General features: G+C 37.4%; 21 protein-coding genes. 2 read left to right on the forward strand and 19 right to left on the reverse strand.

The features are described from left to right. Positions 1-12 precede the first annotated feature (12 nt). From uraH to I6U50_RS11325, 3 genes are all read right to left on the reverse strand, one after another. Positions 13-288, reverse strand: coding sequence for a hydroxyisourate hydrolase (gene uraH / locus I6U50_RS11320; protein WP_317192029.1), 276 nt, complete (start codon positions 286-288; stop codon positions 13-15). After that, a complete protein-coding gene (locus tag I6U50_RS16090) occupies positions 270-422 on the reverse strand; it encodes a hypothetical protein (protein WP_317192028.1) in 153 nt (50 codons plus the stop codon). The genes uraH and I6U50_RS16090 overlap by 19 nt, the downstream gene beginning before the upstream one ends. A 62-nt stretch (positions 423-484) precedes the next feature. Continuing rightward, positions 485-1,054: a Crp/Fnr family transcriptional regulator gene (locus I6U50_RS11325; RefSeq protein WP_198638914.1), complete on the reverse strand. Its 570-nt coding sequence runs from the start codon at positions 1,052-1,054 to the stop codon at positions 485-487. An 848-nt stretch (positions 1,055-1,902) separates the two neighbouring features. On the opposite strand from I6U50_RS11325, the gene I6U50_RS11330 reads away from it, so the two are divergent. Beyond that, a complete protein-coding gene (locus I6U50_RS11330; protein WP_198638915.1) occupies positions 1,903-2,349 on the forward strand; it encodes a PAS domain-containing protein in 447 nt (148 codons plus the stop codon). 116 nt (positions 2,350-2,465) lie between these two features. Here the strand turns inward: I6U50_RS11330 and I6U50_RS11335 are convergent, their stop codons facing one another. From I6U50_RS11335 to I6U50_RS11400, 14 genes are read right to left on the reverse strand one after another with little or no spacing between them, the layout of a single operon-like run. Then, entirely contained in the window at positions 2,466-3,632 is a 1,167-nt protein-coding gene (locus I6U50_RS11335; protein ID WP_193710714.1) for an alpha-hydroxy acid oxidase, read from the reverse strand. A gap of 5 nt (positions 3,633-3,637) precedes the next feature. Continuing rightward, the gene (locus tag I6U50_RS11340; protein ID WP_198638916.1) at positions 3,638-3,982 is read right to left on the reverse strand and encodes an L-rhamnose mutarotase; all 345 of its coding nucleotides are present in this window, start codon (positions 3,980-3,982) and stop codon (positions 3,638-3,640) included. Beyond that, entirely contained in the window at positions 3,979-5,289 is a 1,311-nt protein-coding gene (fucP, locus tag I6U50_RS11345) for an L-fucose:H+ symporter permease (protein WP_198638917.1), read from the reverse strand. Before fucP ends, I6U50_RS11340 begins: the two co-directional genes overlap by 4 nt. 5 nt (positions 5,290-5,294) lie before the next feature. Then, on the reverse strand, positions 5,295-6,077 hold the full coding sequence (locus tag I6U50_RS11350; protein ID WP_198638918.1) for an L-fucose dehydrogenase: 783 nt from the start codon (positions 6,075-6,077) through the stop codon (positions 5,295-5,297). 51 nt (positions 6,078-6,128) lie between these two features. Then, a complete protein-coding gene (locus tag I6U50_RS11355) occupies positions 6,129-8,201 on the reverse strand; it encodes an alpha-L-fucosidase (RefSeq protein WP_198638919.1) in 2,073 nt (690 codons plus the stop codon). Beyond that, complete coding sequence (locus I6U50_RS11360) at positions 8,194-9,720, reverse strand: sulfatase (RefSeq protein WP_198638920.1); 1,527 nt, start codon at positions 9,718-9,720, stop codon at positions 8,194-8,196. The genes I6U50_RS11355 and I6U50_RS11360 overlap by 8 nt, the downstream gene beginning before the upstream one ends. A 3-nt stretch (positions 9,721-9,723) precedes the next feature. Next, positions 9,724-12,102 (reverse strand): glycoside hydrolase family 95 protein, encoded by a 2,379-nt coding sequence (locus I6U50_RS11365; RefSeq protein ID WP_198638921.1) that lies wholly within the window; start codon positions 12,100-12,102, stop codon positions 9,724-9,726. Beyond that, positions 12,099-12,923 carry an amidohydrolase family protein gene (locus I6U50_RS11370; protein WP_198629064.1) on the reverse strand — a complete coding sequence of 275 codons (825 nt, stop codon included), beginning with the start codon at positions 12,921-12,923 and terminating at the stop codon, positions 12,099-12,101. The genes I6U50_RS11365 and I6U50_RS11370 overlap by 4 nt, the downstream gene beginning before the upstream one ends. Before the next feature lie 3 nt (positions 12,924-12,926). Further along, the gene (locus tag I6U50_RS11375; protein ID WP_193710706.1) at positions 12,927-13,784 is read right to left on the reverse strand and encodes a fumarylacetoacetate hydrolase family protein; all 858 of its coding nucleotides are present in this window, start codon (positions 13,782-13,784) and stop codon (positions 12,927-12,929) included. A 10-nt stretch (positions 13,785-13,794) separates the two neighbouring features. Then, a complete protein-coding gene (locus tag I6U50_RS11380) occupies positions 13,795-15,570 on the reverse strand; it encodes an alpha-L-fucosidase (protein ID WP_198638922.1) in 1,776 nt (591 codons plus the stop codon). 12 nt (positions 15,571-15,582) lie between these two features. Further along, positions 15,583-16,359, reverse strand: a complete 777-nt coding sequence (locus tag I6U50_RS11385; RefSeq protein WP_193710704.1) for an SDR family NAD(P)-dependent oxidoreductase — start codon at positions 16,357-16,359, stop codon at positions 15,583-15,585. Between the two features lie 10 nt (positions 16,360-16,369). After that, positions 16,370-17,680, reverse strand: a complete 1,311-nt coding sequence (locus I6U50_RS11390) for an alpha-L-fucosidase (RefSeq protein WP_198638923.1) — start codon at positions 17,678-17,680, stop codon at positions 16,370-16,372. Positions 17,681-17,696: 16 nt separating this feature from the next. Beyond that, positions 17,697-19,304, reverse strand: a complete 1,608-nt coding sequence (locus I6U50_RS11395; RefSeq protein WP_198638924.1) for a UxaA family hydrolase — start codon at positions 19,302-19,304, stop codon at positions 17,697-17,699. Between the two features lie 48 nt (positions 19,305-19,352). Continuing rightward, positions 19,353-21,935 carry an alpha/beta hydrolase-fold protein gene (locus I6U50_RS11400; protein WP_198638925.1) on the reverse strand — a complete coding sequence of 861 codons (2,583 nt, stop codon included), beginning with the start codon at positions 21,933-21,935 and terminating at the stop codon, positions 19,353-19,355. A 335-nt stretch (positions 21,936-22,270) separates the two neighbouring features. Here I6U50_RS11400 and I6U50_RS11405 point away from each other — a divergent pair, with 335 nt between their 5' ends. Next, complete coding sequence (locus I6U50_RS11405; RefSeq protein ID WP_193710700.1) at positions 22,271-23,110, forward strand: AraC family transcriptional regulator; 840 nt, start codon at positions 22,271-22,273, stop codon at positions 23,108-23,110. 99 nt (positions 23,111-23,209) lie between these two features. Here I6U50_RS11405 and I6U50_RS11410 read toward each other — a convergent pair whose 3' ends face one another. Then, positions 23,210-23,908 (reverse strand): gluconate 2-dehydrogenase subunit 3 family protein, encoded by a 699-nt coding sequence (locus I6U50_RS11410; protein WP_198638926.1) that lies wholly within the window; start codon positions 23,906-23,908, stop codon positions 23,210-23,212. Positions 23,909-23,918: 10 nt separating this feature from the next. Further along, on the reverse strand, positions 23,919-25,442 hold a 1,524-nt coding region (locus I6U50_RS11415), incomplete at its 5' end, for a GMC oxidoreductase (protein ID WP_198638927.1).

Consider the following 25,442-nt stretch of genomic DNA (forward strand, 5'->3'; position numbering starts at 1 on the left):
TAAAAGAATTATTTAACTTCTCCTATAGGTAGAATAACCAAATGCAGAAAGTGTAACGGGCACGTGATAATGTTTTTCATCTTTAATTTCAAACACTACTTCTATAAACGGATAAAAAGTTTCTTTGCCCTTTTCTTTATAATATTCATTTACAAAAAAGATGAACTTATAAATTCCAATATTATTCTGCCGTGCACGAAGAAAGTCATTAACCCGGCCATTTTCGGTGGTTAAATTTTCGGAAACATAGTCCCCAGGACTCCGTTTTATTATTTCCTTTTTTCTAATTTAATAGCAACATTTGCTGCCGGAGCGCCTTCTGAGATATCTAAAATATGCGTAGATAACTGGTAACTATCTTCTTGAGCAAACCCCAATGAAGTCAATAGGAACAAACCAAAGCTTAAAACTACTCTTTTCATTTTCTTTTTTTTACAAAAATAAAAAGGCTTTTACCCATAAACGTTGACATAAGTCAAGAAATTTAGAGCTTAGCTTTAACCCGGCTTAAAGTAGAAGGAGAAATCCCCAAATAGGAAGCTGCTATTTTATTGGAAATTCTTAAAAGGATTCTTGGTTGGTTTTCTATGGTCCATTTTACTTTTTCAAGGGCATTAAATCCCTGGAAGCCATAAATTCTTTTTTGAGAAGTAATAAATCCAAGTTCCAAAATCTTTCGGTAAACCCGATCTAGCTCCGGGAATTGCTTAATTAATTTATAGAAGTCTTGCCGTTTACACACCAATAATTCAGATTTCTCCAGGCATTGAAGATATTCGCCTGCGGGTTTTTGATCAATAAAACTTGGTAAAGCCGTACAAAACATTTCTTCAAAAGCAAAAAACCGGGAAGTTTCTATACCCTCTGAATTTAAGGTATAAATACGCATCATTCCTTTGTTGATAAAGTAAAAGTCGGTACAAACCTGGGCACAATCTACCAATATTTCATTTCGCTTTGCAGTTTTAAAACTAAAGAAACCGGCAATATACTCAATATCGGTTTCCTTTAAGGAAGTTATGTTTTGTAGGTATTCTTTAAATTTCTGATACATCTTATTTTACTTACCTTAAAATTATAAAATTGCTCACCTCTTATACCTATCTAAAGATGATTATTACAAATTAAGGTTTTTAATTTTTAATAAATTAACTCGCACCAAATAAACTACCTCGGGGTATGATATCCTTTGGCGGTACCGATCAATAGGGTATAAAATAGATTTATTTGAATTTCAAGCCAACCAGGAATTATTAAGTCTTGGGTATCGAAAAAAACCTCAGCGTTTCCTAACAATTTAAAATTAGAAAATCCAGAAAAATGGGCTGAATATAACTACAGGTATTTTTATTAAATCGGATTAAATTTTAGATTTAGGATAATTTAACTAATTAAAAGGTTTTTTAAACATTCCTTAATTTTTTATACAGAAAAATATTGTAAATTGCGAGTTAATATTTTCACTTTTAGTGTTATAGCTATGAATCAGGCTTTTTTAAAACTCAAGATCATCTTTCCGACTTTATAAGCACCGGCGAGTGTGCTTTTTTAACCTGTTTTTCCTTTATTAATTATTTACAGTCCCTAATTTGGGAGTATAACTCGCTATATAAAGGTTTTAGTATACAGGTTCGTTCTTTTGAAAAATTGTGTTGAATTTTAATTTATTTGTCATGGCAAAACGAGGTTCTAATCTAAAAACTTCTAAAAAAGATTTAAAAGCAAGAAGGCAGGAAAAAGCTGCTCGTAAGTTGGAAGAAAAAAAGTTGAAAGGACGCAAATCAAGAGTTTCGTAGTAAAAATTAAATAATAAAACCAAGTATAAAAAAGAGTTCTTTTCACCAAATATGGCCGAAAAGAACTCTTTTAATTAAATCTATAATAGTATTAATTCTAAAAAATATGCAAAGTAGATTGTCTTTAGGCAATAGAATTTTGAGTCAGTATTTTGAAAACTCAATTATACCGCAACTATTTGTTGACGTAAATCTATTTATAAGGGAATTAACCCCTGCCACCGAAGAACATTTTGGAATAAGCAGAGATTGTATTGGGCAGAAATTACATTCAATTAAAAATAAACTTTGTCATAAAGCTTTTATAGAAAATGTACGAGGGGTTTTAATCACCGAACGTGTGGTACAAAAAGAAATAGAGTTAAGTGATGGACGCTTATACCAATTATGCATACAACCCTATTTTACCGATTATGAAGAAGAAATTGATGGTGTGATTCTTACTTATATTCAAATAAATGATTCTGTTACACTCAAAGAAGAAAACAAGGAATTACGTTTAGAAAATAAGAAACTTAAGAGTTTACTAATAAGGGAACTAAATGTTTCCTAACCGCATTGTAAATTATTTCGATTATGGAGTAAAAAGACCATTGTTTCCGTTATAAATCATTTTTAAAATGCTAACGGAAACTGTGGTCTTCTTTTAAAACTCAAAGTTGCTAAAATCTAAAGTTCAGCCAGGCTATTTTTAATTAAATGACCTTTTAAATCCTCTACATTTTCACAACATAATTGGTCCATTACTTGTTTAAACTGTGTTTTTAGCATAGTTATAGTATGATCTCCTCCTTTATTCCCTAAGGCTGCAGCACCATACATAAAAGACCTTCCCATAAAGGTAAATTTTGCTCCGGCTGCCATAGTACGGGCAATATCTGGTCCAGATCTAAGACCGCTATCCATCATTATTTCAATTTTATCACCATATTTTTCAGCTATATTAGGTAAAGTTGAAATCGTTGATTGCGCAGCATCCAACTGCCTACCACCGTGATTGGATAAAATTACCCCATCAAACCCCATTTTTATGGCATCTTCCACATCGCGTGGCGCCGAAACTCCTTTAAGAACTAGCTTTCCCTTCCATTTATCCCGAATAGGTTTAATTTTTTCAGCATTTAATTTTCCGGAAAAGGTTTTATCCATAAACTTTCCTAATTGTTTCAGGTTTAATCCTTCGGGCGTATAGGGCTTTAAGGTTTCAAAAGTGGGCACGCCATGCTTAAGTGTATTTAAGGCCCAGGCGGGTTTTCCTAAGATTTGTAAGATGTTTTTCACCGACATTTTTGGGGGTAAGGCCAGCCCATTTCTAATATCTCTGGGTCTATAACCAAAAGTGGGCACGTCACATAAAAGCACTAAAACAGGGCAGGCGGCCGCTTCGGCCCTTTTTAAGATATCATTTCTAACCTCATCCTCTACAGGATTATATAACTGAAACCAGGCGTTGCCCTGTGTAAGTTCACTGGCGCGCTCAATACTCATAGTGGTAACTGTACTTAAAATAAAGGGGATATTATGCTCAAAAGCTGCTTTGGCGAGTATTTCAGGAGAGTTTGGCCACATTAAGCCCTGTAATCCTACCGGCGAAATTCCAAAAGGTGCACTGTATTCTTTTCCAAACAGTTTAGTAGTTGTAGTTGCCGTATGGTAATTTTGAAGGTATCTGGGCTCTAACTGGATTTTTCGAATATCAGAAGTATTCTTATAAAGATTTATATCTTCATTACATCCACCATCTAAATATTCAAATGCAAAATTGGGGGTTCTCTTTTTAGCTTTTGCCCTAAGGTCCTCTATAGAAGGATATTGAGCATTGAAGTAATTTGCCATATTTTCTATGTATTTGCTAGATCAAAAATTTTATCCATTAAGGTCCACTTCTCACCTGGCTTTGCCCATGGGACTGCCTGTTGGTACTGCCCCATTAGGTTTTCCCATTCCTGAACTTTAGGATTTTGTTCATCGGCTTTAGACTTTCGTTCAAATGAAAAATCTGGTTGGGTTTCCATAACCATAACCAGGCGGTTTCCCGTTCTAAAAATTTCCATATTTAAAATACCAACGTTTCGTATACTATTAATAATCTCGGGCCATACCTCACGGTGATAGTCTTCATACTTTTTGATTAAGGCTACATCATCCTTTAAATCACAAGCTAATACGTATTTTTTAGTTTTCATGCGTTGTTTCTTTTATAAATATAATACCCATAGATGCCAACAATTATAAAGCATAGTACAGGTAAAAAGAAGGAAAAATTAACTTCTGGCACACCCAGGATACTAGTATCTTTATAGCCGGCACCGCCAATATCCAATATCATACCTTGAAAAGTGGGCATTAAAGCTCCACCTACAATGGCCATTACTAAAAACGCTGCTCCAAATTTCGCATCGTTTCCCTGACCTTCTAAAGCAATCCCATAGATTGTTGGAAACATTATAGACATAAAAAAAGAAACAGCTACCAAAGAATATAAGCCAATTAACCCCGGACTAAAAATACAGATCAGGCAAGTAATTAATGCGCCTAAGGCAAATAACATCAATAATTTCCCTGAAGTTATATAACGTAACAAAAAGGTCCCTATCCAGCGTCCTATAAGAAATATTAATAAAGCAGCAATACCATAATTTACGGCACTTTTATTATCTATTCCTATAGATTCGGCATATTGATAAAGATAGGTCCAACACATAATTTGTGCCCCTACATAAAAGGCTTGCGTTACTACTCCACCAACAAACTTTCTATTGCCAAAAAGTCTTTTTATAGCCGGTAATACGTCTACCCTGGTCTCTTTCTTTCTATTTTCAGGCATTTTTATTAAAAAAATAACAAGGAAGAATAGTATAACTACCAGCCCTAATAATACATAAGGAGTACTTATCACTTCCAAATCTGAATCTCTTATAGTTGCCTTGGCAGATTCAGAAAGGCTTCCATAAATAGGGTTTCCGTTGCTATCTAAATCATCAGATTCAAGCGCTCCTAAAATAAAGTGTTGTGCAACGATTAAACCACCTAAAGCCCCCATAGGATTAAAAGCCTGGGCTAGGTTTAAACGCCTTGTAGCAGTTACTTCACTGCCCATTGCTAAAATATAAGGATTGGCGGTAGTCTCTAAAAATGCCAGTCCGAATGTTAGGATATATAAAGCCAATAAAAAGAAGATATATTCCTGAAAAATTGCAGCAGGATAAAACAATAAAGCTCCCAGAGCGTAGAGCGCCAGCCCCATTAGCACTCCTTTTTTATAAGAAAACCTATTAACAAAAAGTGCTGCCGGCAAGGCCATTGTGAAGTACCCTCCATAAAATGCAAGTTGTACCAATGAAGCCTGAAAATTATTAAGCTCTAAAACCTTTTTAAAGGCCGAAACCATAGGGTTAGTAATATCATTGGCAAAACCCCATAATGCGAATAAAGCTGTTATTAAAATAAACGGCAGCAGTACTTTCTTTGAAACTAAAGATTCCTGAGACATAGTATTTAGGTTAAAGATCGGTCTAAATGTACATAACCACCATCTGGAGAAAACCATTGCGCGGTGGTATGCCCAGATTTTTCAGATAGAATAAACGCAGCCAAATCGGCTATCTCGGTATCAGAGGTCATTCTTTGCTCCAGTGGAATATTTTGGGTTATATTTTTTAGTTTTTGTTCAGGATCATCAAAAGAATCCAACCAACTTTTATAAAGCGGTGTCATTACCTCTGCCGGTAAGATGGCGTTCACCCTAATATTATAAGGCAATAATTCGGCTGCCCATTCCCGTGTTAAAGCCAGTTGCGCTCCCTTTGATGCTGCATATCCAGAGGTTCCTCCCTGGCCTACCAGGGCAACTTTAGAACTAATATTTAGAATATTACCTTTAGATTCTTTAAGTGCAGGCAGACAATAATGTGCCATCTCATAATAATGATTCAAATTATTAAAAACCGAGTTGGCAAACTTCTTAGGATTACCGGCTTCTAAACCTATACTATCATTTGCCCCTGCATTATTAACCAGGGCATCAATTTTTCCGAAGACCTGTAGAACTTCTTCCACAATTCTTTTAGACTCTCCTTCTTCATTTAAATTAGCCTGGATAAAACGAGCTTTTTTTCCACTGGCTTTCAAGGTTTCAAGCATTTTATTACCGCTGGCTTCCCCTCTACCAATAAATACGGGAATTGCATTCTCCCGGGCAACCGCTTTACTGATAGCCCCACCTATGCCTTTGGTTCCGCCGGTTATTAAAATCACTTTATCCTTTAATCCTAAATCCATATCTAAATTTTTTCTTTAAACCTGTTTTTAATTCTTCTTCCTAAACGACTATTATTCTGTGATCACCCCTATTTCAGCAATTCCAAGAACTTCTGAATCATCGGCACTTCTTTTTCCTATAAACTTAAAATAACGAGCCTTTGTAGTTTTAAATTCAATAAGCTGCTCTATAGGATTGTTCTTAATATTAGAAAACTCTCCTTCACTAACTTTTGTCCACTGCTTGCCGTTTTGGCTAACCAAAAATTTATAGTCGGCAATCACACCTTGTGGCCATCTACTTTGATGTGGTAAATAAGTGAATCCTTTTAAGTTATAAGAGGCACCAAGGTCTACTATAATTTCCTGCGGAAGTTTGCCTTCTTTTGTCCAAACCGAATTGATATTGGCGTCTATAATTTTATCTGCTTCATCTTTCTCATCTATTACTTTCCAATTCTTTTTAGGTATATCCAGTCTTTTAGTTGAAATTTCACTATAGGAATTGGTTGTGGGGTTATACGCAACCGCCATTACCTGGGTAGGATCTTGCAAAACAAAAGCTTCAGAATAGTGTTCAGAATCTTTGTTGGGTTTCTCTCCATTTAAGGTATAGTATATTTCCAGACCATTATCGTAGCTCTCCAGGTTAATTTCGCCACTTTTGTTTTGAACAATTTGTGGAGCTTCCATTACTAATGGTGCCCTGTAGACTTCAATATTTGAAATTAGTGGTCTTGCTTTGGCATCCAAAATGCTTAAACGCAGGGCATCAACCTTTACTACATCAAATCTTAATATTCGTTTATAACCTATAGTAGTACCCGAACTTATATTTTTCCATTCACCATCAATCAAGCCTTCCAATTCAAAAGATTTCACTCTTTGTCCCAGAGCTATATATTCCTGCGCCACAAAACGATTAACTTCCTGAGGTTCATTAAATTGAATTGATATGTAGGATTTTATGCTTTCTTTTTCGGGCATCCAATATGCTTCAGTATCACCATTAGTCGTATTTTGAGCAGTATAATCTGATCCTGCTTCTGAAGAAGCCGTGACATTGGCATTGGTCGCCAAATTCTGGGCAAAATCTTTATCAAGCTGTTTGCGCAACTTCATTAATTGCTCTACATCCTTCTCATGCACAAGGCCACGAGTATCCACCGGCAAATTCAATAATAAACTAGCATTTCTACCCACCGATTTATAATAAATATCCAACAAATGTGGCAAAGTTTTTACCTGATGGTCTTCCCTGGCATGGTAGTACCAACCCGGCCTTATGGATACATCGGCTTCAGCAGGCACCCAATGCGTCCCATCTTCATGACCGAACTGCAATTCCTTATATTTTGGCCAACCGGGGTAAACCTCATCTCTTCTGATAATACTCCAATTGGTCTTACCAGCTATACCTTCTTCGTTTCCAACCCAGCGAACACCCGGACCGCCATCTCCGAATATTACCGCATCAGGTTGATGCTCCCTTATTATGGAAATGGCTTTATCCCATTGATAATATGTTTTATTATCGATTTTCCGCTCTTCATTTGCGCCCCCATAATAACCGGTACCACCATTGGCCCCGTCAAACCAGACCTCGAAAATCGGTCCGTAATTGGTCATCAATTCTTCAAGTTGCTTATGAAAAATCTCAACGTATTCTTTCCGGCCATATTCGGGATGATTACGATCCCATGGAGATAAATAAACTCCAAATTTCAATCCGAATTCTTCACAGGCTTCCGCGAGTTCTTTTACCACATCTCCCTCGCCATTTTTCCATGGTGAATTTTTAACCGAATGCTCTGTAGTTTCTGTAGGCCAGAGACAAAACCCGTCGTGATGTTTGGCCGTTATGATAATTCCTTTCATTCCGGCTTCTTTGGCTGTTTTTGCCCACTGCCGGGTATCAAGGTTTGTAGGGTTAAAATTCTTTGGAGATTCGCCACCTTCACCCCACTCCATATCGGTGAACGTATTCATATTAAAATGAATAAAAGCATAATATTCCAGGTCTTGCCAGGCCAATTGCCTTTGTGATGGAATAGGCCCCACAGGTTCAGGTTTGGTCACTTTCTCTTTACAGGAAACTAAACTGATAACCAGTACCAGTAGAATGATTAAGGTTTTTTTATTCATTTTCTAAAATTTTTATAGGTAATTCTACTTTTTTATTGGTTCGTTTGTCCAAAGGCATTTGCGCATTCACCTCTTCTAAATGAGCACTTAAAATTTTGGCAAGCTCCTTTGTTTTTTTAGCATTTGATTTGGCAATATTTATGGTTTCCCCAATATCCTTCTTGATATTAAAAAGCTCAAAACCACGATCTTTATGGTAATAAATAAGTTTATAATCTCCTTTTCTAACTGAACTAAAAGGAGCTATTCCGGGGCCACTGCCTCCCCATTTATTAGGATAATGCCAAAATAAGGGACGTTGATTACGAGACTGTTTATTTTCTTCCAGTAATGGCACAAAGCTTTGACCGTCTACTTTTTGCTTTAATTCAGGAATTGAGCTTTTGGTCATAGCCAAAATAGAAGGAAAGAAATCTTCAATTATAATATAGTCTTCAACCTTAGAGCCCGGACTGGTTTTTCCAGGCCAATAAACCAACATAGGCACCCTAATTCCTCCTTCGTAAGCAGATCCCTTACCGCTATTTAAAGGTGCATTGTGCGTATGGGGTTCTCCACCACGGGCGTGGGCACTTAACCCACCATTGTCTGACATAAAAAGAATGATCGTGTTTTCTTCCAAATCTTTTTCTTCCAGATAATCCATAATATTCCCCAAACTTTTATCCATTCCTTCTACCATAGAAGCATATTTAGCTTCGGTTTTATCTAAACCGGCATCAAGATATTTTTGGTAGAAGCGTGTATCGGCCATTATGGGAATGTGCACTGCATAATGGGCCATATGCAAAAAGAAAGGTTTCTTACCAGCCAACTTATCAAGGCTTTGTAATGCTTCACGGGTAATAGCTTCGGTTAAAAAAATATCTTCGCCGTGGTATTTTTCTAAGCCGGGAACAGCCCATTCCTCTTTACCGGGTTTTCCATTCCCAAAATTTTCTGTCCCTAAAAAGCTCTCCGGTGCTCCGGCAGCGTGACCGGCAATATTCTCGTCAAAACCTAAACTTAAAGGATCTTCACCCGGTGTATTTTTAGCTCCTAAATGTGCTTTTCCGGCATGAATGGTATGATACCCATTTTGTTGTAATATTTGAGGCAAAGTATTTGCGACAAAAGAATTGGGAACATCTTCACTGTTGGAGATTCCATTCATATTCCATTGGGGAAACTCAAGCTGCTCATCACTAGCATCTTTAGATTCGTTCTTATTTAACGTCCAATTGGTAACTCGATGCCGCGCTGCATTGGCTCCTGTTAAAATACTTACTCTTGAGGGGGAACATATAGGAGTTGCGTAGGCCTGGGTAAATTTAGTTCCCTTTTTTGCCAAACGTTCCATATTTGGCGTATGGTAACGTTTATTAAAAGCTGTTTCTTTTGTCCAAAATGGAACCGAAGTATCCTGCCAGCCCATATCATCTACAAAAAACAAAACCACATTCGGTTTTTGTTCCTGAGCATTTAAACTAAAACAAATTAGAAAAAGGAAGTAAAATAATTTTGCATGTAGGTTTTTCATAAATTATTGCTTCTTTTTTAATTCTGAATTCAATATCACTTCCTGATTATCGCCGGGAAGTTCAATTAGTATTTCTTTCTTTTCATACTTAAGTTTAACTTGCTGTTTCTTATTGGCTTTTAAAGTAAGTTGCTTTAATCTTCCCAATTCCCAACTTATATCCACGCTTATATCTCCCCTTGCCTTAAGTCCTTTTATACGACCTTTTTTCCAGGTATCGGGTAATGCCGGTAAAATACGTAAAAAGCCTTCGTGAGACTGCAACAACATTTCGGCAATACCTGCTGTATAGCCAAAGTTTCCATCAATTTGAAATGGAGGGTGTAAATCGAATAAATTATCGGCCAGGGAAATTTCAAAAAACTTGTGTATATTCTCCTTTGCCGCTTTCGCATCTAATAATCGAGCATTAAAATTTATCATCCAGGCCCTACTCCAACCGGTTCCCGCACCTCCGTGTTCCAAACGATAATCTATAGATTTTTGTGCTCCTTCGAATAAGCTGGAATCAGCTTCTGTAATCTCTGAACCCGGATGAAGGGCATACAAATGGGAAAGGTGCCTATGTCCCTTTTCAGGTTCCTCATAGGCTTTGGTCCATTCTAAAATACGGCCATCAGCCCCTAACTTCACACCCGGGGTTAAGTTATTTCGTTTATTTTCAATTTCTTTTAAAATACCATCTTCTATATCCAGGATCTCTGCTGCTTTTAAGGTATTGTCAAAAACTTCAGCTATTATTTGATGCCCCATAGCACTACCGTGAGAAAGAGCTACCCTTTCCCCCTCTTCATTTATATAAGAATTCTCGGGGGACGTTTCAGGGAAAGAAACATATTTTCCGGTATTTTCATCTTTCACCAACCACCCGGAATAAAATGTCGCAAACTCCTTTAGCACAGGATAAGCGGTAGTTTTAAGAAACTCTTTATCCTGAGTGAACAGGTAATGTTGCCAAAAGTGCTGGGCAAGCCAACCACCACCGTGCACCCAACTGCCCCAATAAGCCTTACGTGCCTGCATAGAAGGAGAAGCCCATAAATCGGAAGCATTATGTAGCACCGCTCCTTCCAAACCATATTGTTCTCTGGCAGTATTTTTCCCTCTTTTCACCAAACGCTTTGTATAATCAAATAAAGGCTTATGAAGTTCACTTAGGTTGGTAACTTCTGCAGGCCAGTAATTCATTTGTAAGTTTACGTTTAAATGATAATCGGCATTCCAGGGTGCGGCAATATGTTGATTCCATAAACCCTGTAAATTGGCAGGATTGGTACCTGGTCTTGAAGAAGAAATTAATAAATACCTACCATATTGAAACAAATCGGTGATTAACCCCCGGTCTTCCTTTCCTTTCTTGAAAGCCGCCAGTCTTTTATCGGTTGGGATACTGTCTTTAACAGCTTCGCCAAGCGAAAAATCTACTCTTGCAAACAATTCCTGATAATCCTTTTTGTGTGCTTCTAATAATTCTTCAAAAGTTTTTTGACCAAGGTTTTCTAAGGTCAGCCTATTCTTTTCTTGAAAATCTTCAGAATAAAAGGAAGTATTAGCTACGAGGTATAAAGTTACTTCTTTAGAACCTTCTATTTTTAAGCCGGAAGCATCTGAATAAATTTTCCCGGAATCTGTTTCAGCCTGGAGTAAAGTTTCAAATTTCACCCCATAATCCAATGGTTTAGGTTTTGAATTTTTTACGGCACCCATCTGGGTAATTTCACCTAACATGGAAATTTGGTTCTCGCCAGGGCTACTTACTTCTACTGTTTTATGCCCTTCATCTTCCGGACGGTCTAAGTTTACATTAAAATTTAGTCCAGCTTGCGCCGTGGTACTTAATTGAATTATGATGGCATCATCTGCAGCAGTAGCAAAAATTTTACGATGATATTCCTCGCCATCTATGGTATAGCTCACTTCTGCCAAAGCATCGTTCAGGCTAAGGCTTCGCCTATAATCTTTAACTTTTCCAGTATGGTCAAAATCCAGGTAAAGATCTCCCATAGTTTGATGGGATTTCACGATATCTTTATTTGAAAAGCGTTCAATAATTTCGTTATCGGCCTTGCTTGTTTTTCCATTCAGAATTAATTGTCTGATATAATCTAAATCTTCTGGACTTCCTTTTGAATCGCCCCAATCAGGGCCGCCGGGCCAAAGCGAATCTTCATTTAATTGAATTCGCTCATTAATTGTGTCTCCAAAAATCATGGCTCCCAACCTTCCGTTTCCGATGGGCAAAGCTTCCATCCATTTTGAAGCAGGTTGTGCATACCAAAGCACGTGCTTGTTTAAGTCTTTTTCGGTTTCCTTTTTCCTATCGGAGGGAGCCGAACATCCAAGTCCTATTAAGAAAACTAAAAACAGTAATTTTTTAATCATAATTGGTAGAAATTTATTGCGTTAAGTCCCATAATTTTTTCGATAACGATTTCGTTTTTAGTCCTTAAAGAAGATTCGATTATTGCTACAGTATCAGCATAATTACCAGCTGCCAAAGAAACCGGCCAATCAGATCCAAACATTAATCTATCGGGTCCAAAAACTTCCAAGGCAAAATCGATAAAAACTCGAAAATCTTCGGTCTTCCAGTTAAAATTCTCAGTTTCGGTTAATAGACCGGAAAGCTTACAGCACACATTCTTTTTATCTGCCAGTTTTGTAATTAATTCTTTCCAGTTTTTAGAAATTCCTTTTGAAACATTGGGTTTGGCGAGGTGATTTAAAACAAACTTTTGGTTTGGAAAATTAGAAACCAATTCAATAGTATTGGCCAACTGATTTTCTAACACCAAAAGATCGTAGGTTAGGTTGAAGTTTCCAAAAGCTTCCATGCCCTTCAAAAATTCGGGTTGAAGCATATAACTAGCCGGTTTAGCCTGTAATAAATGCCGAACTCCTTTAAATTTAGGATCTTTTGAAAAATGTGTGAGGCGTTCCTCAAGATTATCGCCGGTAAAATCAACCCAACCTACAACTCCTTTTATAAACTCATATTCTTTAGCCAGATTCAGCAAAAATTTGGTCTCATTTTCAGTGGGAGCGGCTTGCACTGCCACACAACCATCAACCTTATTCTTTTCCAGAACAGGCTTTAGGTTTTCAGGAAAAAAATCCTTCCTAATTACCGACATCTCATCGGGAATCCAGGCGTCTTTCTCCTTCTCAAACTTCCAAAAATGCTGATGGCTATCTATCCTCATTGCCTATTCTTTATAAGCTTTTGCCACTTGTTTAGAAGTCCCAAGGCCTTCTATACCCAATTCAACTACATCCCCTGGTTTCAGGTAGCGCTGCGGATTTAAGCCCATTCCTACCCCAAATGGAGTTCCGGTAGAAATAATATCTCCGGGCAATAAACTCATAAACTGACTTACATAGCTTATTACCTGAGGTATGTTAAAAACAAAATCTGAAGTGTTGCTTTGCTGCTTAATCTCACCATTTAGTTTTAACCATAAATCAAGGTTATGAGGATTTGGAATTTCATCTTTAGTAGCCAAAAATGGTCCTAAGGGTGCAAACGTATCACAGCTTTTTCCCTTAACCCATTGCCCTAAACGCTCTAATTGAAATTCACGCTCGCTATAATCATTATGCAACACATAGCCGGCCACATAATCCATGGCTTCCTCTTCAGAAACATAACTGGCCTTTTTACCAATCACAACTCCCAATTCTACTTCCCAGTCGGTCTTTTGGCTGCCTTTAGGAATAATTACATCGTCGTTAGGCCCTACAATGGCGCTACTTGCTTTAAAAAATATAACGGGTTCTGATGGCACCTCCATACCGCTTTCTTCTGCGTGTTTTGCATAGTTTAAACCAATACAAACCAATTTGGAAGGACGATTAACCGGTGCTCCCAAACGTTCTTCTGAATCTATTTCGGGGCAATTATCTTTATTTTCTGAAAGCCAGTTTTTAAGATCTTCCAGACCGTTTTCGGCAAAAAAATCTTCGGTATAATCTTTTCCAAATGCCGAAACATCTATTCTTTTTCCTGTTTCTAATTCAATTCCCGGTTTTTCCTGTCCGGGAGCTCCAAATCGTATTAATTTCATAATCTATTTTTTACTGAATTTTAAAAGTCCAGGCATCGTGACCGGGTAACTCCCCATATTTAATACCTGATGTATCTATAATTAATGTATTGTTACTGTATGTCCAGGGTAATTCCCTATCCAAGCCCAACAAATGAACTTTTGCATCCTTAGCAGGTTTGTCTATTTTCAATGCTAACTCATCATCTGGCCATTCATAACTTATAGCGTATAAAGCATCGTTATTCTTTGTATAACTTAAATAGGTTTTTAAAGAAGTGAATTGCGCTTGTAAACCTTTCTCCTCCCCATTTTTATCAATAAAAAATGCCTGTGAAGGAACTAGTTCCTTTTCAGAATTAGCCGTGCTCCAAAACAATTTAATCTTGGCGTTTTGTTTTTTCTCGCGGTAATTAATTTTAATTGGAGTACGCTCGTTGGCCTTTAAACGAATTGTACCTTTATCTGAAGTCCCGGTGTTGGCTCCCATAACCTCAGCTTCATTATCGGGTGCTGTATAATTACTATTAATAATGGTTTTGCCATCAATTTGCACCATAGCTTCGTCATCTACCTCAATTTCAAAAGTATATTTCCCTGTTTTTGGCGCTACAATAAAGCCTTCCCAGGTTGCCTGAAAATCGTCTTCGCGTATTCCTTTTATAGGTGAATTTCTTACCCAGTTAAAGTTAATTACACTATCTACCCTTTGTAAACTAACTTCTTTTTCTTCTCCCGTTTTTGAATAGGCTTCAGCACCATAAATAGCTTCTCCATTAATATCCAACCAGGTTCCCAACTGTTTTAAACGTTCCTGTTGAATCATAGGAATTTGCCCATCGGCCCTTGGGCCAACATTCAAGATCATGCCACCACCATTGGCAACGGTTTGTACAAACCTTTCAATGAGTTCCTTTCCGGTTCCGTAGGCCTCTAAATTTTCATTTCGGTTTAAGCCAAAACTACGGCCAATTCCTCTTACCTCTGCCCAGGGTCTTTCGGTCTCTACAATTCCTGAACTATATTCCGGGGTTAAAAAACCAACATCAAGGCCATGGCCCCAACGATTATTCACTATAGCATCTTTTCCTACTGTTTCGTAATACCAATTTATTAGCTGTGGAGCTTGCCATTGTTCGGCTGTATTATACCATTCGCCATCAGAAAAAATCAAAGTAGGTTTATATTCCTTTACCAATTCTTTAAACTGCGGCACCATATATTCTTCAACATATCGTCCAATACTATCGTGCGGATCTGTATACCAGCGGTGTAAAGGATGGTTCCATTCGGCTAGAGAATAATATAATCCCATTTTAAGGTCCTCGTCCCTAACGGCTTCTGTTAATTCACCTACAATATCACGTTTTGGGCCGGTATCTACACTGTTCCAGTTTCGGTTAAATTTACTTGGCCATAAGGTATAGCCATCGTGATGTTTAGAAACCAATACCACATATTTAGCACCGGCCTCTTTAAAAATTTCAGCCCATTCTTCGGGATCAAAGAGTTCTGCTTTAAATTCTCCGGCAAAATCTTTATAAGTGAAATTAGTTCCGTAATGCTCATCTACAAAAGCGTTACGTAAACTATCGTTGGTTTGCATTCCTCTTAAAAACCATTCGGCATAAGATTCTTTACCTCCATAAGCCGGTACTGAATACAAGCCCCAATGAATAAAAATACCCAGTTTTGCTTCCTTAAACCATTCTGGATAGCCATGCTCTTTTATAGCTTTTTCTTCGGGAGATTGTGCATATCCCTGCAAGCCTATTAAAATACTAAGAGCTATTATTACTTTTTTCATATCTATTATTTATTATCCTTGTAATTTTATAAAACCTCCGTCTATTGGAAAATTGGTTCCTGTTGTAAATGCTGCATCGTCTGAAGCCAGGTAAAGGGCAAGCTTTGCCACCTCTTTAGTACTTCCCATACGGCCTATAGGTTGTGTTTTGGAGAGTTTTTCAAACATCTCTTCCTCTTGCCCGGGGTAGTTTTTGGCAATAAAACCATCTACAAACGGGGTATGCACCCTGGCCGGTGCAATACTATTACAGCGTATACCATAGTCTATATAATCTTTTGCAATAGAGTAAGTCATGGTAAGTACCGCGCCTTTAGACATGGAATAGGCAAAACGGTCCTGAATCCCAACTACAGAAGCAATACTCGCCATATTAATTATACATCCATTTTTTGCCGACTTCATATAGGGGATAACCGATTTTAAACAGTTAAAAACACCCTTGATATTAACTTCGTAAATTCTATCTAAATCCTCTTCATTTGTATTCTCTACATTACCCACGTGGGCAATACCCGCGTTGTTTACCAAAATATCAATTGAAGATTCACCGGTAATCTCAGTAATTATTTTATCAACCTGTTCTTTTTTGGTTACATCACAAGCAAAAAACCTTGCCTTACCTCCGGCTGAAGTAATTTCTTCTACCGTATTTTTTGCCGTCTCTTCATTATAATCCAGGATAAACACATTAGCACCGGCATTCGCAAATTCCATTGAAATTGCCTTGCCTATACCGCTTCCTCCACCTGTAATTATGCTCGACTTTCCTTTTAAACTATGACCCATATTATTTTACTTATTCATTTTGTATTTTATAACTCACCAATGTTGCTATGTTATTTTTCTTAGCCTCCGGGATCTCTATAAAAGTTCCGAATTTTGTCTTTTCAAAATTTATTGTAGATCCATCCTTCCAATAAACCATTCTTTTTGTTTCTGGAAAAAAGCCTTCAATAAAATAGGTATCCTTATCGCCCAAAAGCCATAAAAACACTTCATTGTCTTTAAGGGTAGATACCACATTCTCCCTGGGGGCTAACGGCCCCTGCCTGGTTCCATAAATTGCTTCGCCGTAAGTTTGGAGCCAATCTCCAATTTCTAAAAACGACTCCTGATGTTCTTTTTGAATCTCGCCATTAGGCATAGGCCCAACATTGAGTAAAAGGTTACTACCAAAACCTGCCGATTTGATTAAATAACGAACCAGTTCTTTTTTAGACTTATGCTTAGAATCCTGCAGGTTAAATCCCCAGGAACCATTAATTGTTTCACAAATTTCCTTAGGTAGTTCCCCTATATTTTCTTTAGCTGTTCCAAAACCCGTGGTATTATAGCCAGGCAAATCCCTTTCAAACATTTGAAAATCCTCTCCTTTTATAGGCGCTATATGATGATTGTTTCCTATTAAAGCTTGAGGTTGTAGTTTATGGATTAATTCATAAATTTCCTGATAATGCCAGTTGGCATCCTTCTTGTCCCAATGTCCATCAAACCAAATCCCTCCAATTTCACCATAATTTGTAAGCAACTCGGTTAATTGCTGTTTCATAAACGCTATATACTCGTCCCAATTACCACTGGTATTTTTATCGGCAATTCCATTGCCTGTTCTTCCCAATGGGTAATAATCTTTATGATGCCAGTCTAACAGGGAATAGTAGAAAAAAAGTTTTATATCGTTGGCCCTACAAGCTTCTGCAAGCTCTTTTATTACATCCCGGCCAAATGGCGTAGCCTCTACAATATTATAAGGTGAGGCCCCGGTGTTAAACATAGAAAAGCCATCGTGATGACGCGTGGTTACTGTAATATATTTCACACCTGAATTCTTAGCCATCGCCACCCATTTTTTGGCATCAAAATCTATTGGGTTGAAAAAACCAGGCAACTTCTCATAATTTTCTTTCGAAATATTCTGATTGTTCATTACCCACTCTCCATCTCCTAAAACACTATATACCCCCCAGTGAATAAACATCCCAAATTTGGCATCCTGAAACCATTGTCGGGCTTCTAAATTTTCTTTTGCGGGAATATAGTCTTCATCTCCCTGTGAAAACACTGCAAAATGTATTAACATTAAAATAACCAACGTTGCTTTTTTCATAGGTATAGATTAAGTGTTATAATGAAACCCCTCTTTTCCAGGGAATAAAATCGTCCTGTCCCAACTTGTGGGCACAGGTTAATGTTTTTCCGCTGGCTATTTCAATAATTAGATTTAAGAGATCTTCTGATAAATTTTCTAAATCTGCTTCTTCTGAAATTAACTTCCCCGCATCAAAATCAATAATATCCTTCATCTTCTTTGGCAAAGCAGAGTTTGAAGATATTTTAATAACAGGACAAACCGGGTTTCCTGTAGGCGTACCCAACCCAGTTGAAAATAGGATTAAATTTGCTCCAGATCCGGCTAACCCGGTGGTAGATTCTACATCGTTCCCGGGAGTACACAGTAAATGTAAACCGCTTTTTACGGGATGTTCTGTATAATCAAGGATTCCACTTATTGGCGATCTACCTGCCTTGGTCGCTGCACCTGCCGATTTAATTGCATCGGTTATTAAGCCATCTTTTATATTACCAGGGGAAGGGTTCATATCGAAGCCCGACCCTACTTTTTGCGCCTGGGTATTATAAGTTTCCATTAAATTTATAAACTTATCTGCCATTTCCCTATTTTGGCAACGATCTATCAAATCCTGTTCTACCCCACATAGTTCCGGGAATTCAGAGAGCATAGCGCGGCCACCTACAGCCGTAATTTTATCGGCTATATAACCAATTAATGGATTGGCGGTAATGCCCGAAAATCCATCAGATCCGCCACATTCCAAACCGATATTGAGTTTATCCAAACTTGCAGGTTTTCTCTCCATGCTGTTAGCTTTTTCCAACTCGGGATAGGTTTTGGAAACTATTTCCTGTAACATATCTTTTTCTGAAGAAAACTGCTGTTGCTCAAAATAAAGAACCGGTTTCTGTGGGTTCAGTTTAACCAGTGCTTCTTCCAGTAAACTCATTTGGGCGTGTTGGCAACCTAAACTCAATACCGTTGCACCTGCTACATTGGGGTTTTTAATATAGCCTGCAAGTAAATTCACCAATGCCTGGGCATCATCCCGTGTACCCCCACAACCACCTTCGTGAGCAAGGAATTTAATTCCGTCTACATTCTTAAAGACTTGCTCATTAATGACTTCAGCATTAGCTACTGCATCAGAGTCTCCAGAGAGCATTTGCCTCAATTGCAATTTATATGGGTTTTCCTGCTTATAACCCAACTCGGTTTCAAAGGCCTCTTTTAATACCTTTAAATTCCTATTTTGACAAAAAACCAGCGGTACAAATAACCAGTAATTAGCAGTGCCAACCTGGCCATCCTCTCTATGATAGCCCATAAAAGTTTTGTTCTTAAGGGAGGTGATATCTGGCGAATTATAATTGTAAGTTGTGCCCTCATATTTATAATCGGCTGCACGGTGTTTTATATTTTCAATAGTTAAAGCATCTCCACGACCAATTGGCAAAACCACTTCTCCTACAGGAACACCATACATAACAATAATATCTCCGGGACTAAACTGCTGCAGGGCAATTTTATGTTTAATCTCTATATTTTGTGATACTTCAATTTGTGCTCCCGAAAGCTCTATAATTTCACCAGAAACTAAATTGCACAAGGCTACACCAACATTATCCTGTTCGCTTATTTTTAAAATTTTATTCAAGTTCTTAGCTTTTGCGTTGTTTTATAAGTAATTACTTTAATGGTTGGTTTACTCGTTCCATATCACATCGTTTACTTCAATACGCCAGGAATTATCAAAAAAGCCGGCAGCTTTTATCCCGGGAAGTCCTTCATGCATCATCGTATCTTCAAAAATCATAAAGTCCGGATAAAATGTACCATTTAACAAATAATCGTTGCCCCAGGCAGCTTTCATTCCTTGCTCGCCGGTAGCGGTAATTACCCCTATACTTGCCAAATCACTATCTTTTCTGGGGTATATAAAATATGCTCCCAGATCTTTTCCTTTCAAAGTTTTTCCATCTACAGTCATTTCACCTTTAGAAACCTGAATAGGTGAATCTTTGAGCATAGATTTCCAACTTGCATGGTTATCGCTGTTTCCGTATAAGATTATATTTTGATCTGGGTAATCTTCTGGATTGAATTCTGTATCGGCTACCAAAGTTAGGTCTCCATTGGCACGGTAATAAAATTTCTCGGCATCAAATTTTGCACGGTGATAATACCATTTATTTTCCCTGTCACTTCCCTGGGTTGCATAAACCAAAACAGGCTTATTTTTAAAGGCATCTTTAAAGCCGCCATACCTATGCGGGCCTTTTTCCTGGTAACCAGGCTTTTTAGTCACTTCCCAGTTAGATTTCATTTTTTTCATCACCAAAGACTTCAGCTCTTTATTTACGGCAATACGAACCTCATCTATAACTATAGAATCTGGTTTTACAGAAAACTCTGAAAAGTCAACTTCAATAGTTTTTACGTTTTCCGTAAAAATCTGAAGTAAAGTACTATCCTTTTCTACTGAAATATTACTAATTTCAAAAGGACGCTCTTGTTGAAGGATTTTTATGTAATGTGCTTTTTCTGAAACCCCAGGAGAAGCCGTTTTAAATGAAAAATCATTTTGGTTCTCGTCGGTTTTCTTATCGTGCGCCTTAAAAAAGTCAAATATTAACGGCCAATCCATACTGTGGTTACCATACCAATGAGTACCGTTGGGATATTCATAATAAACAAAGTCATTATGAAAAGTACCCAAACGCTCGCGCATATCTCTCGCTATAAATGTTGGAACAACTGAATCTACCTCGCCGTGCAGCACATAGATACCAAAGTTTAGATAATTCTCTATTAATTTTAAAGTACGGCTGGTGTTACCGGCCCTTTTAATCATTGCACTTAGGTCTTCCTCTTTTTTTGAATTTAATTGAACGGCCGTTCTTTTATTAAATTCCTCTACTCCCATTTTAAACCTTTCCTGAAGCAGCTGTGGATTATCGGTAATTCGCCGTTTAAAGCTTTCACGATACAACAATAGATCAGGATAGCCTGCTGCAGGAGCAATAGCTGCGAATTTATCGGGGTAAGTTGCACCTAAATACCAGGTACCGTGCCCTCCCATAGAGTGACCGGTTAAATAAGTATGCGTGGCATCGGTTTTCCATTCATTTTCTGAATGCGCAAGAACTTCAAGAGCATCTAAACGCCCCCAATCTTCCCAGGCAAAACCAAACGGCCTTCTATTGGTAGGTGCCACAATATGCCCCCAATCTTTTTGCTGATAAGCATTAGCCTGATTAACAGCTTCTACCGAAGCTCCATGCAAAGAAAAGAACATAGCCTGGTTTTCACTAACAGTATCTAAAGAAGGTGCCATACTATAATACTGTACACTACCATCAATGTTGCTCACAAAGGTTTTTTTATGATGTTCGTATTTTGATTTTACCGGAAGTGATAAAGTATGTACATCTAATATTTTCCTGTTAGCATTTACAAGCTCTAACACTACTTGCACTTCTTTTTTTCCTTTAGGGATATTGGCAGAAGGAATTTCAAAAGGTACTTTTCTAACATGTAATGCCGGTAGTGCTGAAATAGCTGTTTCAGCAACAGCATTGGCTACACGGGCTACTACCTTTATATTTTCTATATTTTTCTCACTTGTATTTGCTATCCTAATTGCTGCAGGGAAATTTTCCTTTTGTTGTATTAAGATTTCGGGCAAAGTCATATCCCGCTGCGTAAATTGAAGCTCTTTTTTGGGTTTTATAAGCCTTGCACGCATTCGGGAAAAACGACCTGAAGAAAGGATAAACTCATTCTTTCCCTTCTTTAATTTAAGAGGAATTAAATTCCAACCAAAATCATAATAATCCCCCTCATGAGGAAACCCATTAACCAACACACTGGTATGTCCAGATGCATCTAACAAAACTATCTCCTCTGCATCTGCCTCGTACTCTAAATACAAATAACCGTCTCTTAAACCGGAATCCTGAAATTCACTATTTTCATTTACTTCTATTTCTTCCCATCTTATGGGTTCTCCGCGATAATTTTTACCGGTAGACTTTCCCTTTTTTATTCCGCTTTTGGCTTTACCTATAAATTTTGCGAAAAGAGGATCATATTCTACAGCCTCGGTGTCTTTTGGAAGTTGTTGTTCTTTATAAATAAGAGCTTCTGTAAAAATATGAAGCACTTCTCCTTCGTGCACATCTTCAACCTTTTCTTTTCCAAAATACTCTACAATGTTCCCCTCCCGCTCCTGGGCAGTAAGGCTTACAAAAACAAAAAACAAAAACAATGATAGAATTCTATTCATAACAAATTTTAAATAAGATAATAACAATCGTATTTCTTCTAATTTTTAAGCTGTTTTTAATTAACATCACTTCCCAACTAAAGGATTAAAGACCAAGGGCTTTTAAAATATTTTTACTAAAAAAAGCACTAAGCTGGATAAGGGTTAAAACACTTTTACTAAAACTTTAAGCAACTTTGCCCTAAACAAAAAGAAACACCCTACCAAAATTATACTTATTCCTGCTTATTTCTTTCACATTAATTTGCATTCTATTGTACAATATTTGCTCATTTGAAGCATTTATTTAATAAATTTGAAAATTACCGTATAGTCTTGTCTTAAACTTTTAAAAAATGAAACTTCATTTTCTTCATAAAAATTTAAAAAGTAACTTCGAATTTAGCCATCATAAAGAGCGACAGTTTCTACGCTTATGGCATTATCACCCCGAAATTGAACTGGTATACATAAAACAAGGAAAGGGCACCCTCTTTGCGGGGGATTTTATTGGAACCTTTGAGGAAGGGAATCTGTTTTTAATAGGAAAGAATATTCCACATATGTTTCAAAGTTCTTCTAAAAATTTTTCTGAAGCCTATGTTCTTCATTTAAATCAGTCGTTTTTTGAGGCTATTGAAAGCAATAAAGAAGAATTTCAATATATAAGGCTTATTCACAACTTAAGCGAAAGAGGGGCCACTTTTCACAGTTTTAAAAAGAATAAAATTGAAAATCTACTTTTTCAATTGCGAGAGCTGCCTGTACCATTACAAGCAATAAACATACTTCAGGTTTTTTATTCGCTTTCTGTTCATTCTAATAATACTTATTTAGGAAGTGTAAACTGGTTAAATCATCATCAAGTATCAGATCAACGATTAAGCGAGGTCATGGAGTTTTTAATGTTGAATTTTAAAGAGGATATTAGTCTTGAAAAAATTGCAGGCATAGCCGGTATGAATAAAACAGCATTTTGCAGATTTTTTAAACAACATACTGGAAAATCTTTTATCACCTATCTTAACGAGCTACGTATAAATTATTCCTGTAAATTATTAAAAGAAGTACATAGCAACTATTCAATTTCCAAATCTTGTTTTGCATCGGGGTTTAATAGCTTATCTTATTACAATAGAATTTTTAAAAAAACTATTGGCTTAACCCCTTCAGAATACTTAAAGCGTAGTATTTAAACATTTTTAGAAAAAATAATTGCTAAATTTAAAAGCACTAGCCTTCTTTAAGAAAAACCAGTGCCTTACTACATTCAAATCCTTAAAAATTAACAGCTATTAAACCTGGTAATCATCCCAGTTCATCACTTCGTTTCTGGTGCTAGGATCCATAGCATGTTTCAATAAGTCTAGATCGTACTGCATCCCGTGTTTTTTAAGAACGTGCTCGGGAACACCGTCCCAAACATTAGGGGTATTTCCACGATAATCAAGATATTTAAAGCCCGGCTCACTGGTAAAGTAGCCGGTAACCACTAAGTTTTTAATTCTTCGGAAGAAAGTTGGCCCCGGTGATGTCTTTTCAAAATCCTGAGGATATGCAATTTGATCGATAATTTTTAACTGATTCTCTTTTGAAACTTCAACAAAAGACCTATCAAACTGCTTACTGCTTTCCCGGTTAAGCCACATTAAACCTCCTCGCATGGGTAACTGGTGCTCTGGGATATCTTTTACAATAAATTCTATAAACTCCGGCACTCCCGCTTCAGTAGCAGAGACCGATTCTTCATCTTCAGGTATAATTATATCTGCCAGGTTTGCAATCATTGCCATTTCTTCCTTTGTAAAAAAAGTTTCAGACATTAATTCTTCATCCCTTTCTATTTCTTCGGGTGTTCTCCCGTAGTTTTCCCTTTCCTCTAGTATATCACCTTCTTCAACAGGTGATTTTTTATCGCTTACACAGCTGGTAAGAAAAAGGCCTGAAGCCATTCCTCCCATTACCAATGTCCTTAAAGATTCCCTTCTATCCATAATTTATCTCTTAAACATTTCCTTTTTTAAGTTCTTCAATCAAATAATCTGTAGCACGCCAGGCCAGGGCCAGGATAGTCCATGTGGGGTTTTTATCGGCCTGGGAAACAAAGGGCCCGCCATCCATAATAAACAAATTGGGAACATCATGAGCCTGATTAAATTTATTTACAACCGAACTTCCCGGATCGTCGCCCATTCTGGTAGTTCCTACTTCATGAATAATTTTACCGGGTTTTTCCAGCCCGTAATTTGAGTCTTTTCCGGGCTTGTCACCCAAAGGAATGGCACCCATATTATGCATCACCTCTTCAAAAGTATCTTGCATGTGTGCAGCCTGTTTTATTTCTTCATCAGACCAATTATAGTTGAATTTTAAAACAGGGATTCCAAATTTATCTACCGTATTTACATCTATTTCACAATAATTATCTTTTCTGGGAATACTTTCACCTCTTCCTGCCATTCCAAAGGTGGCTCCATAAAATTTTTTCACATCTCTTTTTAATCCGGTGCCATAAGCATTTCGTGAAGTATCTCCAATCGCTTCTTGTAAAGCTTGTGTGTTAAACCCAAATCCATAGGCCGGCATACTCATTCCTCCCCAATATTCTATATGATAGCCACGGGTAAAACCAAGATGCTTACTGTCATTAAGCCACCAGGGAGTATAAAGGTGCATACCCCCCACTCCATCTTCGTTATAGCGTTCCCGGTCCATTAATTTAGGAATAAAACCTCCTCGTGAAGAACCTGTAGAATCATGCAAATATTTCCCTACTACTTCACTGGAGTTAGCAAGACCATTAGGATGTTGAGAAGATTTGGAATTAAGTAGAATTCGGGCAGAGCTACAAGCACTGGCAGCTAATATTACCACTTTAGCTTTAATTTCGTAATCTTTTAAATTTTCTTTATTTATATAAGAAACCCCGGTAGCTTCCCCCTCACCGTTGGTCAATACTTCTCGAACCATAGCATTAACATACAAATCTACATTTCCTGTCTCTGTAGCCGGTTTTACAAGCACTGATGATGATGAAAAATCGGCGTATGCCATACAGGATCTTGAGCATTGGTTACAAAAAAAACAGGCTCCTCTTTCCTTATTAACAGGCTTGGTAAGTATAGACAAACGTGAGGGAATCATAGGGATACCGGCTTTTGTAGCACCTTTTTTAATATACAACTCGTGAAGTCTTGGTTTTGGAGGAGGTAAAAAGAACCCGTCTGGTTCGTTTGGAAGGTTTTCTTTAGTACCAAATACTCCTATTAACTTATCAACTTTATCATAATAAGGTTTCACATCTTCATAACCTATGGGCCAATTATCGCCTTTGCCATCAAAATCCTTTCTTTTAAAGTCTAAAGGACCAAAACGCAAGGAAATACGTCCCCAATGGTTGGTTCTTCCCCCTAGCATCCTGGAGCGAAACCATGAAAATTCGGTGTTATTATTTTGGGTATAGGGTTCACCTTCTAATTCCCAACCACCATAAGCCATATCAAAATCACCAAAAGGCCTGGTACTACC

The organism is Salegentibacter maritimus (genome assembly GCF_016236975.1).
GTDB classification, from domain to species: domain Bacteria; phylum Bacteroidota; class Bacteroidia; order Flavobacteriales; family Flavobacteriaceae; genus Salegentibacter; species Salegentibacter maritimus.

Bases quoted from the DNA above. Each gene is read 5' to 3' on its own strand.
- I6U50_RS16090 (WP_317192028.1), bottom strand. From the start codon at position 422: ATGAAAAGAGTAGTTTTAAGCTTTGGTTTGTTCCTATTGACTTCATTG.
- I6U50_RS11325 (WP_198638914.1), bottom strand. From the start codon at position 1,054: ATGTATCAGAAATTTAAAGAATACCTACAAAACATAACTTCCTTAAAG.
- I6U50_RS11330 (WP_198638915.1), top strand. From the start codon at position 1,903: ATGCAAAGTAGATTGTCTTTAGGCAATAGAATTTTGAGTCAGTATTTT.
- I6U50_RS11335 (WP_193710714.1), bottom strand. From the start codon at position 3,632: ATGGCAAATTACTTCAATGCTCAATATCCTTCTATAGAGGACCTTAGG.
- I6U50_RS11340 (WP_198638916.1), bottom strand. From the start codon at position 3,982: ATGAAAACTAAAAAATACGTATTAGCTTGTGATTTAAAGGATGATGTA.
- fucP (WP_198638917.1), bottom strand. From the start codon at position 5,289: ATGTCTCAGGAATCTTTAGTTTCAAAGAAAGTACTGCTGCCGTTTATT.
- I6U50_RS11350 (WP_198638918.1), bottom strand. From the start codon at position 6,077: ATGGATTTAGGATTAAAGGATAAAGTGATTTTAATAACCGGCGGAACC.
- I6U50_RS11355 (WP_198638919.1), bottom strand. From the start codon at position 8,201: ATGAATAAAAAAACCTTAATCATTCTACTGGTACTGGTTATCAGTTTA.
- I6U50_RS11360 (WP_198638920.1), bottom strand. From the start codon at position 9,720: ATGAAAAACCTACATGCAAAATTATTTTACTTCCTTTTTCTAATTTGT.
- I6U50_RS11365 (WP_198638921.1), bottom strand. From the start codon at position 12,102: ATGATTAAAAAATTACTGTTTTTAGTTTTCTTAATAGGACTTGGATGT.
- I6U50_RS11370 (WP_198629064.1), bottom strand. From the start codon at position 12,923: ATGAGGATAGATAGCCATCAGCATTTTTGGAAGTTTGAGAAGGAGAAA.
- I6U50_RS11375 (WP_193710706.1), bottom strand. From the start codon at position 13,784: ATGAAATTAATACGATTTGGAGCTCCCGGACAGGAAAAACCGGGAATT.
- I6U50_RS11380 (WP_198638922.1), bottom strand. From the start codon at position 15,570: ATGAAAAAAGTAATAATAGCTCTTAGTATTTTAATAGGCTTGCAGGGA.
- I6U50_RS11385 (WP_193710704.1), bottom strand. From the start codon at position 16,359: ATGGGTCATAGTTTAAAAGGAAAGTCGAGCATAATTACAGGTGGAGGA.
- I6U50_RS11390 (WP_198638923.1), bottom strand. From the start codon at position 17,680: ATGAAAAAAGCAACGTTGGTTATTTTAATGTTAATACATTTTGCAGTG.
- I6U50_RS11400 (WP_198638925.1), bottom strand. From the start codon at position 21,935: ATGAATAGAATTCTATCATTGTTTTTGTTTTTTGTTTTTGTAAGCCTT.
- I6U50_RS11405 (WP_193710700.1), top strand. From the start codon at position 22,271: ATGAAACTTCATTTTCTTCATAAAAATTTAAAAAGTAACTTCGAATTT.
- I6U50_RS11410 (WP_198638926.1), bottom strand. From the start codon at position 23,908: ATGGATAGAAGGGAATCTTTAAGGACATTGGTAATGGGAGGAATGGCT.